Annotated in this window: 15 protein-coding genes; 4 read left to right on the forward strand and 11 right to left on the reverse strand. The window is 29.9% G+C overall.

What is annotated here, in order from left to right; all coding sequences use genetic code 11:
• The first annotated feature begins 57 nt into the window (after positions 1-57).
• The 3 genes from BTO04_RS07410 (at position 58) to murI (ending at position 2,235) form a co-directional block, all read left to right on the forward strand.
• The gene (locus BTO04_RS07410) at positions 58-852 is read left to right on the forward strand and encodes an OmpH family outer membrane protein (RefSeq protein WP_087563895.1); all 795 of its coding nucleotides are present in this window, start codon (positions 58-60) and stop codon (positions 850-852) included.
• Positions 853-865: 13 nt separating this feature from the next.
• Positions 866-1,372, forward strand: a complete 507-nt coding sequence (locus tag BTO04_RS07415; protein WP_087563896.1) for an OmpH family outer membrane protein — start codon at positions 866-868, stop codon at positions 1,370-1,372.
• A gap of 68 nt (positions 1,373-1,440) precedes the next feature.
• Positions 1,441-2,235: a glutamate racemase gene (gene murI / locus BTO04_RS07420; RefSeq protein WP_087563897.1), complete on the forward strand. Its 795-nt coding sequence runs from the start codon at positions 1,441-1,443 to the stop codon at positions 2,233-2,235.
• On the opposite strand, the gene BTO04_RS07425 is transcribed toward murI, so the two are convergent.
• From BTO04_RS07425 to BTO04_RS07475, 11 genes are all read right to left on the reverse strand, one after another.
• Entirely contained in the window at positions 2,232-3,215 is a 984-nt protein-coding gene (locus tag BTO04_RS07425; protein WP_087563898.1) for a type IX secretion system membrane protein PorP/SprF, read from the reverse strand. The two genes, murI and BTO04_RS07425, sit on opposite strands and share 4 nt — an antisense overlap.
• A gap of 116 nt (positions 3,216-3,331) precedes the next feature.
• Positions 3,332-4,030, reverse strand: coding sequence for a sulfite exporter TauE/SafE family protein (locus BTO04_RS07430; RefSeq protein WP_087563899.1), 699 nt, complete (start codon positions 4,028-4,030; stop codon positions 3,332-3,334).
• Positions 4,030-4,476, reverse strand: a complete 447-nt coding sequence (locus BTO04_RS07435) for a FixH family protein (protein ID WP_087563900.1) — start codon at positions 4,474-4,476, stop codon at positions 4,030-4,032. The genes BTO04_RS07430 and BTO04_RS07435 overlap by 1 nt, the downstream gene beginning before the upstream one ends.
• A 19-nt stretch (positions 4,477-4,495) precedes the next feature.
• A complete protein-coding gene (gene ccoG / locus BTO04_RS07440; protein WP_087563901.1) occupies positions 4,496-5,914 on the reverse strand; it encodes a cytochrome c oxidase accessory protein CcoG in 1,419 nt (472 codons plus the stop codon).
• Between the two features lie 40 nt (positions 5,915-5,954).
• Positions 5,955-6,815 (reverse strand): cbb3-type cytochrome c oxidase N-terminal domain-containing protein, encoded by an 861-nt coding sequence (locus BTO04_RS07445; protein ID WP_087563902.1) that lies wholly within the window; start codon positions 6,813-6,815, stop codon positions 5,955-5,957.
• A gap of 11 nt (positions 6,816-6,826) precedes the next feature.
• Positions 6,827-6,994, reverse strand: coding sequence for a CcoQ/FixQ family Cbb3-type cytochrome c oxidase assembly chaperone (locus tag BTO04_RS15505; protein WP_087563903.1), 168 nt, complete (start codon positions 6,992-6,994; stop codon positions 6,827-6,829).
• A gap of 5 nt (positions 6,995-6,999) precedes the next feature.
• Complete coding sequence (gene ccoN, locus BTO04_RS07455) at positions 7,000-9,195, reverse strand: cytochrome-c oxidase, cbb3-type subunit I (RefSeq protein WP_087563904.1); 2,196 nt, start codon at positions 9,193-9,195, stop codon at positions 7,000-7,002.
• Between the two features lie 10 nt (positions 9,196-9,205).
• Positions 9,206-9,382 carry a cbb3-type cytochrome oxidase assembly protein CcoS gene (gene ccoS, locus BTO04_RS07460; RefSeq protein WP_087563905.1) on the reverse strand — a complete coding sequence of 59 codons (177 nt, stop codon included), beginning with the start codon at positions 9,380-9,382 and terminating at the stop codon, positions 9,206-9,208.
• 82 nt (positions 9,383-9,464) lie between these two features.
• Complete coding sequence (gene hemN, locus BTO04_RS07465) at positions 9,465-10,829, reverse strand: oxygen-independent coproporphyrinogen III oxidase (RefSeq protein ID WP_087563906.1); 1,365 nt, start codon at positions 10,827-10,829, stop codon at positions 9,465-9,467.
• The gene (deoD, locus tag BTO04_RS07470) at positions 10,830-11,528 is read right to left on the reverse strand and encodes a purine-nucleoside phosphorylase (RefSeq protein ID WP_087563907.1); all 699 of its coding nucleotides are present in this window, start codon (positions 11,526-11,528) and stop codon (positions 10,830-10,832) included.
• A gap of 2 nt (positions 11,529-11,530) precedes the next feature.
• Complete coding sequence (locus tag BTO04_RS07475; RefSeq protein ID WP_087563908.1) at positions 11,531-13,906, reverse strand: heavy metal translocating P-type ATPase metal-binding domain-containing protein; 2,376 nt, start codon at positions 13,904-13,906, stop codon at positions 11,531-11,533.
• A 116-nt stretch (positions 13,907-14,022) separates the two neighbouring features.
• On the opposite strand from BTO04_RS07475, the gene BTO04_RS07480 reads away from it, so the two are divergent.
• Entirely contained in the window at positions 14,023-14,709 is a 687-nt protein-coding gene (locus BTO04_RS07480) for a Crp/Fnr family transcriptional regulator (protein ID WP_087563909.1), read from the forward strand.
• Positions 14,710-14,730 lie beyond the last annotated feature (21 nt).

Below are 14,730 nucleotides of genomic sequence, written 5' to 3' on the forward strand. Positions count from 1 at the left end.
GTACATTTGTAATGTCATAGTTTTTTTGGCACGATTTTTTCTAAATACATTATACAAATGAAAAATATATTTTTAGTAGTCGTTCTTTTACTTAGTGTAACACCTTCTTGGTCACAAAAAGGTCAAACTATTGCTTATATAGATATGGAGTACATTCTAGAAAATGTTCCTGAATATTTAGACGCTCAAAACACTTTAAATGCTAAAGTAACGAAGTGGAAAAAAAACTTAGACAAACAAGCAAGACATATAGAAGTTTTAAAATCTGATTTAGCAAACGAAAAAGCAATTCTTACTAAAGATTTAATTGAAGAGAAAGAAGAAGAGATCACTATAAAACAAGAAGAACTGAGAAGATTAGAATCTCTTTACTTTGGCCCTAAAGGTGATATGTTTTCAGTTAGAAAGCAATTGGTAAAACCAATACAAGACCAAGTCTACAATGCGATACAAAGTATTGTGAAAAGAAAAAAATATGATTTTGTTTTTGACAAATCAAGTGAATTAGTAATGCTATTTTCCAATAAAAAATACGATATTAGCGAACTTGTTTTATCTATCATAAATAGGACAAGATTAATAGACGAAAAGAATGCTAAAAAGGTAGCTCCAAAAAAAGAGTTTACAGATAAGCAAAAACAAGTTTTAGCCAAGAAAGAAGCTCAAATAGCAAAACAACTGTCAGCTAGAGAATTAAAAAAGAAGGCTATTGATGAAAAGAAAAAAGCTTTATTAGATAAGAGAGAAGCCTTATTAAAAAAGAGAGAAGAGCAAAGAAAAGTGTTACGAGAAAAAAAAGAAGCTTTAAGAAAGAAAAGGGAACAAGCAAGAAAAGACAAGAATAATAATTAAATCAAAAACAAGAATGAAAAATTTAAAAACGTTACTATTAATTGCTGTATTTACATTAGGAATTGGTGGTGTTGCAAATGCACAAAAGATGGGTCATATAGACTTTGAAAAATTAGTAGCAGAAATGCCTCAAACAAAAGCACTTAAACTTTCTATTGAAAAATTAGGTAAAACATACCAAGATGAAATTGAAGGTATGGGGAAGAAGCTTGATGCAAAAATGAAAAAATATACTGCAGAGCAAAACACACAAACTAAAGACACTAATGAAAAGAGAGCTTTAGAAGTACAACAAGATAGAGCAAAGTATGAGCAAGCAAGACAAGTTGCTTATCAAGAAATGCAGAAAAAACAAAGTGATGACTTAGGTCCAATTATTGAAAAAGCTCAAATAGCTATTGAAGGTGTTGCTGCATCTAAAGGTATCTTATATGTACTTGACGCTTCTGTTGGTAAAGGATTATTAGTAAAAAAAGGAGAAGACTTATTCAACGATGTAAAAGCAAAATTAGGATTCTAAAAAAATACCTTTTTAACATTATATAAAAAACCTACTTTTTAAAGTAGGTTTTTTTACTTTTACAATCTATGAGTTTAAACAAGTTTCCTATAGGTATTTTTGATTCTGGTGTTGGAGGAACTTCAATTTGGAAAGAAATCATTACCCATTTACCATCAGAAAGTACTATTTACCTTTCTGATAGCAAAAATGCGCCTTATGGAGAAAAAAGCGAACAAGAGATTATAGATTTATCAATAAAAAATACACAATTTTTATTAAGTAAGAATTGTAAAATAATAGTTATTGCTTGCAATACTGCCACAACAAATGCAATAAAACTTTTAAGGAAGAATTATGACATTCCTTTTATTGGTATTGAGCCTGCTATTAAACCTGCTGCTTTAAAAACAAAAACAAATACCATTGGTATACTTGCTACAAAAGGAACGCTAAATAGTGAGCTATTTGAAAAAACTTCTAGCACCATAAATAAAGAAATTACTATAATAGAAAAAGTTGGTAAAGGTTTAGTTGAATTGATTGAAAGCGGCAATCTAAATTCAGAAAAGATGACAAAACTATTGTCTTCTTTTATAAAACCAATGATTGATAAAAAAGTAGATTGCTTGGTTTTGGGTTGCACTCATTACCCTTATTTAATTCCTCAAATTAGAGAACTTGTTGGCAATAAAATACAAATTATAGATTCTGGCGAAGCTGTAGCAAGACAGACAAAAACTATTTTAGAAACAAATCAATTATTAAATAAAAGTGATACAGCAGGTGTGCACCAATTTTATATCAATAAAAATAAAAAGGTTTTAGAAATACTTATTTCTGGTGATAAAAATAATTTAAAAATTTCTGAAGAAGATTTTTAATACCCTACAAAGACAGCATTAATATTAGGACAAGCTGATCCTCTTGGCTTTTTAGTAAATAAATCAATTCCTACAGAAACTTGATGAAAACCAGAATTAATTAAAACAATGTCATTCATTTGTTTTGTATACGTATAAGAGAACATTAAGTTATTATAGTTTAATCCTATAATTGGAGAGATATATTGAGAGTTCTCAATTGCATTTACATCAAAATTTTTTCTATAAGATACCGCAGCCCAAATTCTTGTTTTTGAAATTGTTTTGTATGCTTTTAAGTTTATATCTGCAGTTCTTTCTCCAGTACTTTCCTTAAACTGAACCATAACTGAAGGCTCTAATTGAATATAATTATCTTCGCCATAAAAATAACCAGCAGAAAAAATATAATTTCTTAAATCTAAAGGTTCAGATTGATTTAAATTATTTTTAGCACTTAGCAGTAAATTTTTCACTGTAAAGTAAGAAGAAAAACCTCCTCTATGATAAGCAACACTAAAATCTGCATTATAATAACTTGTACTCTCTATTATTGATGCAACTTTATCATCTCCTGTAAAAGTTCTTTGGTCTGATTGATTCTGAACAAATGTAAATGCTAAACCAAAAGAAAGTTGCTGAAAAAATTCACCATCACTTAAAGGTAAGTGATAAGAATAAGCTCCTTGTATACCTTTTTGTGAATGGTAACCGTTTTTATCATTAAATAAAACAAAACCATAACCTGCATTAGAGTATTCGCCAAATTTTGAATGAAAACTTACTGTTTGTAAAGCTGGAGCATTTGGCACTCCTGCCCATTGTTGCCTAGCAGTAAAACGCAACTTACTTGAATTACCAATTCCTGCTGCAGAGGGATGAAGTAAATAAACATTATCAGATAAATAATCTGTATAAATAGGTAAAGTTTCTTGCGAATAACTTTTTAAGACAAAAAAAGATGCAAACAAAAAAAAGAGTTTTATAATAGGGACTTTCATTGGAATTATATTATTCTTAATATACCAAATATATTGCTTTTTTATAAAAAAAGCTACGCTAAATATAGTTTTAACATTGATAAAACAAATAAGAAGAAGCTTCTTATTACTTTAAATTAGTGACAGGCATTATTTGAAGTAACTAGATCTAAAAAAGGAGCAGGAGAAACATAAGGAATACCTAAACCCAAACCCCTTAAAACAAATAAAACACCAATAAAAACTACGACTACAGGAATGACTTTTTGGATTTTTTTTCTAAAGTTACCTTTTGAGAAGTTACCAAGATAAACTACAGCTGTCATTAAAGGAATAGTTCCTAATCCAAATAAAAACATATATAAACTACCTGAAAAGGCATTGGTTGCTGTTAAAGCTCCGAAAACTGCCATATAAACCAATCCACAAGGTAAAAATCCATTTAAAAAACCAATTGTAAAAAAAGTATCATTTCCCTTCTTTTTTAATTCTTTTCCAAGTGCATTTTTTACTTTAAAAATAATTTTACTTATTTCTTTAGAAAAATTAATACGCTTAAAAAACTTTGGAAATAAGACAATCAGAATCATAGTAGCCCCCACAAAAATTGATAATTGTTGTTGAAAGCCAAAGAGATAAAACCCTTTCCCTAAAAAACCAAACAATAAACCTATTAAACTATAAGTAAACAACCTACCCAAATGGTAACTTGTAATTTGAAGAAATCTTTTAACGGGTTTTTGTCTATCCACAGGCAACATAAAGGCTATTGGACCACACATTCCTATACAATGAAAACTACCCAAAAGGCCAAATATGAATGCAGAAAGAAACATTAGCGATTCAATTCTTTATTAAAAAAGTATTCTTTATTTTCATAGCTCCAAGAAACACTAATGTTCCAACGACCCTCTAATAAACGTTTCTCAGGCACGAGCAAATATGTTTTAGATAAAGAAATAGGTATTTCAAAATCTAAAAGTTTATTAGACGGTCTATATAGGAACACTTTCCCTTGAATTTCTGTAGGGATGAACTTTTTAGGAAAATTTATTCTTAAACCCTCTTTTAAACTTAAAACTGTAATATTTTCTTCTAATTCAAATCCATTCTTGGTCGCGTTTATTTGATCTTGATATCCGAGTTCTTTTTCATAATATTTTTCAGTTACTAAATCATGTTTAAATTCCTTTTTGATACTCATAGAAATTACAAAATAGGAGATAAACCCCATAAAACTTACAATTATAATAACAATTCCTGTTCCCCAATTAATTTTCATATCTCTGTTTATTTTTCTATTAATAACTTCTTGGTCCCAAGAAATTTGTGATGGTAGTTTCTATCAATCTATCACCACTAAAAACACCTATCTCTAATTTTACTTTATCTTTTTTTAATGCAGATGCATTTATCTCAATAAATAAAGTTCCTTCTGCTGAACCTTGTTTTGGGACAATGAAATTATGATTAGAAACTAACTTTATTTCACCTTTTGTAGATAAAATTTTATAGCTTATATCTTCAATATCTTTAGTAGTTTTATTTATAACTTTATAGGTATAAACATTACTAATAATATTGTTTTCTTTATGTTGATATAATTCTCCCGGTAACCTTAAAATTGTAGCTTCTACATCATTTCTTAAAAATAACATCCCAACCAAAACACCAACTAAAATAAATAATACAGCAGAATAACCTTTCATTCTAGCATTAAATTTAAAAGGAATCTTTTTTGCTATATTATCTTCACTAGCATATCTAATTAAGCCTTTTGGCAACCCAACTTGCTCCATCATATGATCACATTCATCAATACAAGCTGTACAATTTACGCACTCTAATTGAGTTCCGTTTCTAATATCTATTCCTGTAGGACAAACAACTACACACTGTTTACAATCAATACAATCTCCTTTTCCTACAGAAGCTCTATCTTCATTTTTCCTGAATTTAGCTCTCCCTTTATCACCTTCTCCACGGACATAATCATACGCCACATTAAGTGTTTTATTATCTAATAAAACACCTTGTAACCTACCATAAGGACAAGCAATTATACAAACTTGCTCTCTAAACCAAGCAAATATAAAATAGAAAACTGCTGTAAAAATAGTTAAGGAAATAAGTGTTTTAACATTATCAAAAGGAGCACCTGTTATGTAACTAATTACGGTATCTCCACCAATTAAGTACGCTAAAAATACGTTGGCAATTATAAATGAAATTATAAAGAAAATCACCCATTTTAATACTCTTTTTCTAATTTTTTCGGCGTTCCATTTTTGCTTACTTAGTCTAATTTGTTTCCCTCTATCTCCATCAATCCAATATTCTATTTTTCTAAAGACCATTTCTAGAAATATTGTTTGCGGACAAATCCATCCGCAGAAAATACGTCCAAAAACTACGGTAAAAAGAATGATAAAAACAACGCCTATAATCATTGAAAGAACCAAAAGATAAAAATCTTGTGGCCAAAAAGGGAACCCAAAAATAGTAAACTTTCTTTCTAGTACATTAAACAGTAAAAATTGATTTCCATTAATTTTTACAAAAGGTGCAGATAACAGAAATACAAGTAAAAAATAACTTACATAAGATCTATATTTATAAAATTTACCACTTGGCTTTTTAGGAAACACCCAAGATCTATTACCTTCAGTATTTATGGTAGCGATACTATCTCTAAACTGTTCGTTTTGTGGTGTTTCCATAATCGCCTAAGTAAAAATAACTTACTATTTTATAAACTACTTATTGTTCTTCCCATTTATCTCCTTGTGCTGCTTTCCCTTTTGCTGGTGTAGTACCTTGTAAGGAAATTACATAGCTAGAAACTTTTGCCAAGTCTGCAGGCTTTAAAATTTTGTTCCAAGCAATCATACCTTTACCATCTCTACCTCCATTGGAAATAGTTGAAAATACATTTTTAACTCCTCCGCCTAAAATCCAAAATTCATCTGTTAAATTTGGTCCAATTGAACCTCCTCCATCTGCTAAATGACAAGAAGTACAATTTAATTTAAAGACTGCTTTACCTCTATTTAAATCTTTTTCACCTGTTAATAACGTTACATTTTCTGCAGTTATTAAATCAGTAGCTGTAGATTTATATTTAGTTAATGCTGCTTTTGCTTCAGCTACTTCTTTTTGATACTCAACCACCTGAGTGTCTCCATCTAAAACCTGAAATCTTACAAGGTAAACAACTGCAAAAACGATAGTAGCGTAGAACATATATACCCACCAAGGCGGCAAAGAATTGTCTAATTCTTTAATTCCATCATAATTATGATCAAGAACTATTTCACCTTCTTCTTCAATATCTTTTGCTTTGGTCCAAGATTTTAACAGCTTACTAATCCAAACATTTTTATTTTCTTCGGCAATTATTCCATTTTTTTCATTTAGTAATTCTTGTGTTTTACTTATAGAAATAATACTTACCATTTCTTTTAAAACGATTACAAGAATAAGACCAATAAGCGCAATCCAAACCAATGGATTTTCATATATATTTAATGGATTCTCATATACCATAAACGACTTTGCAAGGGCTAAAAACGTAACAATTACAAAAATTACATATGCTGTAGATTGAAAATATTTTTTCATTTTATTATATTTTAATTATCTAAGGGTAATTGACTCACCGAATTTATATATTCTTTTTTTGCGGTAAAAACCCACCAAAATAAGGCGACAAAAAAAGTAAAGAATATTAGAAGTGATATTATTGGGTAAATTTCAATGCCAATAATACTTTCCATATGGTGTTTTACAAATTTTAACATGTTTCCTAGTTTTTAGATGTTTTTTGTTCGTCTTTTACCTTAATATCTGTACCCAAACGTTGGATGTAAGCAATTAATGCAACAATCTCTCTGTTCTTCATTTCTATAAAAGCTTCACCATTTTCTTGTGCATACTTTTTATCTGCTTCGTAATTTTTTGCAAAATCTGGATCTGAATATAGGTTCTCTTCAATTTTTGTTCCTTGAGCTAACATATGTTCTTGTGCATTTGCTATTTCATCATCAGTATAAGGCACACCTAAACGAACCATCGTTTTCAATTTTTCTTCTGTATCAGACGTATCTAATTCATCTCTAATTAACCATTTATAAGAGGGCATTATTGAACCTGGCGATGTACTTTGTGGATCATACATGTGATTTAAGTGCCAAGAATCTGAGTATTTTTGCCCTATTCTATGTAAATCTGGACCTGTACGTTTACTTCCCCATAAAAATGGATGATCATATACAAATTCTCCCGCTTTAGAATATTCTCCATAACGCTCTACCTCACTTCTAAAAGGTCTTATCATTTGTGAGTGACAACCAACACAACCTTCTCTTATATAAATATCTCTTCCTTCTAATTCCAATGGTGTATAAGGTTTTACACTACTAATAGTAGGTATATTAGATTTTACTAGTAATGTTGGAACAATCTGAACAACACCTCCAATTAATATTGCAACTGTAGCAAAAATTGTTAATTTTATTGGTTTTCTTTCTAACCAAGTATGCCAACCTTCTCCTTTAGTTCTGTGTTTTGAAACTTTTGTTAATGGAGCCGCTTCTGCTAATTCATCTTCTACTCCACTACCAGACCTTACTGTTATAACTACATTGTATAACATTACAAATGCCCCAATAATATATAAAGTACCACCAATAGCTCGCATCCAATACATTGGTATAATTTCATTTACAGTTTCTAAGAAGTTTCCATAAGTTAAAGTCCCATCTGGATTAAATTGTTTCCACATAGAGGCTTGTACAAAACCTGCAACATACATTGGTAAAGTATACATGATTATACCTAAAGTACCAATCCAAAAATGGAAGTTTGCTAATGCTATTGAATGTAATTTTGATTTAAACATTCTAGGTATTAACCAGTACAACATACCAAAAGTAAAGAAGCCATTCCAAGCTAAAGCACCAACGTGAACGTGCGCAATAATCCAATCACTATAGTGCGCAATTGCATTTACATTTTTTAAAGCAAGCATTGGTCCTTCAAAAGTTGCCATACCATACCCCGTAATTGCAACCACCATAAATTTTAAAACAGGATCTGTTCTTACTTTATCCCAAGCACCACGTAAGGTTAATAACCCATTAATCATACCTCCCCAAGAAGGCGCTATTAACATTACAGAAAATGCAACACCTAAATTTTGCGCCCAATCTGGCAATGCTGTATATAATAAATGGTGTGGCCCTGCCCATATGTATATGAAAATTAAAGACCAAAAGTGAACAATTGATAATCTATATGAATATACCGGTCTGTTAGCTGCTTTAGGAACAAAATAATACATCAGCCCTAAAAAAGGTGTTGTTAAGAAAAATGCTACCGCATTATGTCCATACCACCATTGTACTAGTGCATCTTGAACACCTGCATAAACAGAATAACTTTTAAATAAAGTTACTGGTAATGCTAAACTATTAAAAATATGAAGCACTGCTACCGTTACAAAAGTTGCTAAGTAGAACCAAATTGCAACATATAAATGACGCTGTCTCCTTTGCATTATTGTCCAAATCATATTTACGCCAAATGCAACCCAAACAATTGCAATAGCAATATCTATTGGCCACTCTAATTCTGCGTATTCTTTTGATGTAGAGTATCCTAAAGGTAATGTTATAGCAGCTGCAACAATAATTAACTGCCAACCCCAAAAATTAAAATTGCTTAAAAAATTACTTGCCATTCTAGCTTTTAATAATCTTTGAAGCGAATAATAAACTCCTGCAAAAATTGCATTTCCAACAAAAGCAAAAATTACTGCATTGGTGTGTAATGGTCTTAAACGCCCAAAACTTAACCAAGAAATTCCTTCTGTATAATTGGGAAATAAAAACATAAAAGCGAGCATTAATCCGATACTAAAACCTACTATTCCCCATAGTAAAGTAGCATAGATAAAATTCTTAACGATTTTATTGTCGTAATAAAATTGTTGCATTTCCATAAAATAAAATTTAGTCTCTAGTTAATTCTTCTTTTTTTTCTTTTACGAGCTCATCATCAAATAGCATGCGTACAGAGGGTGTATATGAATCATCATATTGCCCACTTTTAACGGAATAAATAAATGCTATAAAAAAAATGATTGCCACTAAAATACTTAGTGTAAGTAATAGGTATATTACGCTCATATCTTGCCTGATAATTAGTTTTTCAAAAGTACTATTGGTCGTTTTCTAAAAACATGATAATTATCATGTTGTTTTTATTTCTTTAAATTGTCATTGAAAACAATTGAGTTTTTGGCTTATTTTTTAATAAATGTAAATCAAATGCCATACAAATATTCCTTACAAATGGTCTTGCCTTCTCTGGCACAGACAACCAGTTTTCTTCAATTTTAACCAATCCATCTTGTTGTATTTCTTCTAATAATTCTAAATATGATTCTAGATTATTTATTTTCATTGAATCCTCTTCCCAAGAAGTATAAAAATGACACATAATATTTAAAATATGCTTTCTAATAACTCTATCTTCATCAGATAATAAATGTCCCCTAAAAATTGGCAGTTCTCCTTGATTTACACTCTTTTGGTATTCTTTTACCGTTTTTACATTTTGAGCAAATGCATACCAAGAATCTGAAATTGCAGACATTCCTAAGCCAATCATTAATTGCGTTTTATTAGCAGTATACCCCATAAAATTTCTATGCAATGTTTTGTTGATGGTTGCCTTATACAAACTATCTGTTTTTAAAGCAAAATGATCCATGCCAATTTCTACATAACCCATTTCTGCAAAAAGTTCTTTTCCTATTTCATAGAGTTCTCTTTTTGTATCATTCTTTGGTAAATCTTCATCATTAAAACCACGTTGACCAACTCCTTTTACCCAAGGAACATGTGCATAACTGTAAAATGAAATTCTGTCTGGCTGTACTTCTTTTGTTTTGTTTATAGTATGAATTACGTTCTCTTTTGTTTGAAATGGAAGCCCAAAAATTAAATCGTGACTTACAGAATTGTACCCAATTTCTCTAGACCATCTTGTAACTTGTTCAACTGCTTCAAAGGGCTGAATTCTATGAATGGCTTTTTGTACTTTTTCGTTATAATCTTGCACGCCAAAACTTACTCTTGTAAAACCACAATTAAACAAAGTTTGCAATTGCTCTTTTGTTGTATTATTTGGATGACCTTCAAAACTAAATTCTGCATCTAGATGTTTATTTGAAAGTGAAAAAATTCCATCCATTAAGTATTCTAAATTTTCTTTTGAAAAAAAAGTAGGAGTTCCTCCACCTAAATGCAATTCTTTAATAATTGGCGTTTCATCAACCAAATCAACATATAATTTCCATTCTTTTAATACGGCTTCTATATATTCTTCTTCTACTTCATGACGTTTAGTGATGTGTTTATGACACGCACAAAATGTACACAAAGTTTCGCAAAAGGGTAAATGAATGTAAATACTAACACCTTCTGTAGCATTACTTTCTATAAATGATTTCTGAAAAGAGTGTATCCAATCTTCTTTATCAATTCCTTCTTTATTCCAATAAGGCACTGTTGGATAACTCGTATATCTAGGTCCTGGAATATTGTATTTTTGAATTAATGATTTGTTCATCTATAAAGTTCCTAAAGCTATTTCTACCATTTCTTTAAATGTACTTTCTCTTTCGTCTGCAGTTGTTCTTTCTCTTGTTACTAAACTGTCTGAAATTGTTAAAATTGACAATGCATTTACATTATGTTTTGCTGCAACGGTATACAACCCAGAAGTTTCCATCTCTACACACAACACACCATATTCTGCCCATTTTTTATAACTATCAAAATCATCAGCATAAAATTCATCAGAACTCAAAACACCTCCTGCTTTCACCTTTATTTCTTTTTTATTAGCAATTTCTATCGCTTTTTTAAACAACTTAAAACTTGCCGTTGGAGAATAATCTGCTCCATTAAAACGAATGGTATTTAAACCCGAATTTGTAGAGGCTGCCATTGCGATAACAATGTCTCTAATTTTTACTTCTTTTTGATAAGAACCTGCAGAACCAACTCTAATTAAGTTTTTTACACCATATTCTGTAATTAATTCATGACAATAAATAAGTGTAGATGGAATTCCCATTCCTGTTCCTTGAACCGATACTTTTTTTCCATTATAAGTTCCTGTGAAACCTAACATTCCACGAACATCATTGTATTTAACAACCTCTTTTAAGAAAAAATCTGCAATCCATTTTGCCCTCATTGGATCTCCAGGTAATAATACCGTTTCTGCAATTTCACCTTTTTTTGCTTCTATATGTACACTCATAATTATTTGATTTTTTTTCCAACTAAATTTGTTGAAATGGTTGTGAATATTACGATACTAATTGAACTCAAAGGCATTAAAATTGCTGCAATCACAGGAATTAATTGACCCGTTACAGCAAAATATAAACCAACTATATTGTAACATAAAGAGAGTATGAAAGAGTATTTTATAATTTGTATCGCTTTTTTTGATGCTTTAATATAAACCTCTATTTTATTGAATTTTGTTGCATCTAAAATTGCATCACACGCAGGAGAAAAAACATTTATATTTTCTGATAAGGAAATACCAACATCACTTTGTGCTAATGCACCTGCATCATTTAAACCATCTCCAATCATGGCTACTTTTTTGTCTTCCTTTTGAAATTCTGCAACAATCTTTAATTTATCTTCTGGTTTTTGATTGAATAATAGGGCTGTTCCTTCTGGAAGATTTTCTTCTAAGTAAATTCTTTCGCCTTCATTATCACCAGAAACTACCGCTAAATTATATTCATTTTTTAAAGAATTAAATAGCGGCTTTACTCCTTCTCTATATGCATTTTTAAAAGTAAATCTCCCTTTATAATCATTGTTAAAACGAACATGAACTGCAGTATCAAATGAGAAATTTTCTTCCTTCTTTATCACAAAAGCTGAAGACCCTAATTTTAGATTTAAATTATTATAATTTGCTTCAATCCCTTCTCCTACAAATTCTTTATAATAAGGAATCACAACAGTTTCAACCTCTTCAAAAAAAGCATATAACATTCTACTTAAAGGATGATTTGAGGCTCTTAATGTACTTTTTAATATAATTTCTTCTTGTTCATTTAGCGCAATACCAGTATAAGAAATTGTATTTTCTTTATTCGTAGTTAGTGTTCCCGTTTTATCAAAAACCAATGTATCTATTGCTGCTAATTGCTCTACAACAGTTGCATTTTTTAAATAGAATTTCTGTTTTCCAAAAATGCGCAACATATTTCCTAATGTAAATGGTGCTGCCAATGCAATAGCACAAGGACACGCAATAATTAAAACTGCGGTAAAGACATTTAATGCTTTGCTAGCATCAAAATACATCCAAAATGCAGTTGATAAAAAGGCGATTAATAAAACAACAATCGTAAAATGCTTACTTATGCTATCTGTTATTGTTTTAAAGTGCGATTTTTCGTCTTTTTTAAAAACATCATTACTCCATAATTGCGTTAAATAACTTTGTGAAACAGAAGCCAAAACTTCCATTTCTAAAATTCCTGAAAGTTGCTTACCTCCTGCAAATAATTTATCTCCAGACTTTTTACTAACTGGCACGGCTTCACCTGTAACAAAACTATAGTCTATTTCTGCATTTCCGTTCATTAAAATTCCATCTACAGGAATTAATTCTTGGTTTCTAATGAGTAATCTATCTCCTTTTTGAATGTCATAAATCTGAACATTCTCTTCTTTATAATTTGTTGTAATTCTTGTAACAGCAATGGGGAAGTACGATTTATAATCTCTTTCAAAAGACAAAAAATTATAGGTTTTTTGTTGAAAAAATTTCCCAAGAAGCAAGAAAAAAACCAACCCTGTTAGACTATCAAAAAAACCTGTTCCTAAATCAAATATAATTTCTGCTGTACTTCTAATAAATAAAACTGAAATCCCTAATGCAATGGGAACATCAATATTTAATATTTTAGCCTTTACTCCTTTAAATGCAGAAATAAAATAATCCTGTCCTGCATAAAAAACTACTGGAAGAGAGAAGAAAAACATTAACCACCTAAAAACACCTTTATAGTGTTCTATCCAAAAACCTGTTACTTCAAAATATTCTGGAAAAGATAAAAACATAACATTTCCAAAAGCAAAACCAGCAACTCCTAATTTATAGATTAAACTTCTATCAACTTTCTTTTTTCCAGCTTCATAGTCTTCTAAACTAATGTAGGGTTCATAGCCAATAGAACTTAATAGTAATACTATTTCTTTTAAAGATGTAGTAGCTGAATTATAGGTAACGCTAACTGTTTTCTTAGGAAAATCTACTTGAGAAGAAGAAATATTGGTATTTAATTTATGTAAATTTTCTAAAACCCAAATACAAGAACTACAATGAATATGTGGTAGGTATAAAGTTGCTATTTGTGTATTTCCATCATTAAAATCTAATAGTTTATCTACAATTTCCGTATTATCCAAGAAATTATATTTTCCTTGAATGTCAGTTGGAATTGCTCCAGGATTGTCTTGATAATTGTAATAACACGTTAAATCATTTTCAGAAAAAATTTCATAAACAGTCTTACAACCATTACAACAGAAAGATTTATCGTTAAATTGAATTAAATTTTTATCACAAGAATCGCCACAGTGGTAACATTGTGTAGCTTTCATATTTACTATTTTGCCTCCAACAAATTACCAATAAGAGTTCGCTTTAAAATATGATATTAATCAGCTTTTAAATTTCTGTGTAAAATTATCTTTGCACAATAAATCACACAGTAATTATGAGCAAATGTCAACATTGTATTGTTCGGCGATTTAATTCCTTTAACAGCCTCACTAAAGAGGAGTTAATAAGAATATCTTCTTGTAAAACTACTAGAAAAATTAAAAAAGGAGAAACTCTTTTTGAAGAAGGTGAACGTATAAATGGAATCTACTGCATTAAAGAAGGTGTTTGTAAAATTTCTAAAATGAGTGAAAACGGTAGAAATCAAATTTTAAACTTGCTTAAACACGGAGATTTATTGGGGCAAAGAAGTTTAGTTTCAGATGAAGTTTCTAATCTAAAAGCGGTTGCATTAAATGATATGAAAGTTTGTTTTATTCCAAAGGAAGAAATACTTAGCGACTTAGAAAAAAATCCAGATTTTACTTTAAGCATTTTAAAAGACATGGCTACTTCTTTAAAAATAGCAGATAATGTTATTGTTGATATGGCTCAAAAAACGGTAAAACAAAGACTTGCTGAAGTTCTCTTAAAATTAAATACTATATTTCATAATAAAAATGAAGATGTTATTAATCTGAAACTTTCCCGTGAAGAAATTGCAAATCTAATTGGTACCGCTACAGAATCTGCCATTCGATTATTATCAGAATTTAAAAAGAAGAACATCATAGAGTTTAAAGGAAAAAACATTGCAATACTCAACAAAGTTGAATTAGAAAAAATTGTACAAGGTTTTTAGCATCTAAAATTTTCTTTCTAA

The organism is Polaribacter sp. SA4-10 (genome assembly GCF_002163835.1).
Classification (GTDB): domain Bacteria; phylum Bacteroidota; class Bacteroidia; order Flavobacteriales; family Flavobacteriaceae; genus Polaribacter.

Coding starts and splice junctions, on each gene's coding strand:
- BTO04_RS07410 (WP_087563895.1), top strand. CDS start 58: ATGAAAAATATATTTTTAGTAGTCGTTCTTTTACTTAGTGTAACACCT.
- BTO04_RS07425 (WP_087563898.1), bottom strand. CDS start 3,215: ATGAAAGTCCCTATTATAAAACTCTTTTTTTTGTTTGCATCTTTTTTT.
- BTO04_RS07430 (WP_087563899.1), bottom strand. CDS start 4,030: ATGTTTCTTTCTGCATTCATATTTGGCCTTTTGGGTAGTTTTCATTGT.
- ccoS (WP_087563905.1), bottom strand. CDS start 9,382: ATGAGCGTAATATACCTATTACTTACACTAAGTATTTTAGTGGCAATC.
- deoD (WP_087563907.1), bottom strand. CDS start 11,528: ATGAGTGTACATATAGAAGCAAAAAAAGGTGAAATTGCAGAAACGGTA.
- BTO04_RS07475 (WP_087563908.1), bottom strand. CDS start 13,906: ATGAAAGCTACACAATGTTACCACTGTGGCGATTCTTGTGATAAAAAT.
- BTO04_RS07435 (WP_087563900.1), bottom strand. CDS start 4,476: ATGAAAATTAATTGGGGAACAGGAATTGTTATTATAATTGTAAGTTTT.
- BTO04_RS07480 (WP_087563909.1), top strand. CDS start 14,023: ATGAGCAAATGTCAACATTGTATTGTTCGGCGATTTAATTCCTTTAAC.
- ccoG (WP_087563901.1), bottom strand. CDS start 5,914: ATGGAAACACCACAAAACGAACAGTTTAGAGATAGTATCGCTACCATA.
- ccoN (WP_087563904.1), bottom strand. CDS start 9,195: ATGGAAATGCAACAATTTTATTACGACAATAAAATCGTTAAGAATTTT.
- BTO04_RS07445 (WP_087563902.1), bottom strand. CDS start 6,815: ATGAAAAAATATTTTCAATCTACAGCATATGTAATTTTTGTAATTGTT.
- hemN (WP_087563906.1), bottom strand. CDS start 10,829: ATGAACAAATCATTAATTCAAAAATACAATATTCCAGGACCTAGATAT.
- murI (WP_087563897.1), top strand. CDS start 1,441: ATGAGTTTAAACAAGTTTCCTATAGGTATTTTTGATTCTGGTGTTGGA.
- BTO04_RS15505 (WP_087563903.1), bottom strand. CDS start 6,994: ATGTTAAAATTTGTAAAACACCATATGGAAAGTATTATTGGCATTGAA.
- BTO04_RS07415 (WP_087563896.1), top strand. CDS start 866: ATGAAAAATTTAAAAACGTTACTATTAATTGCTGTATTTACATTAGGA.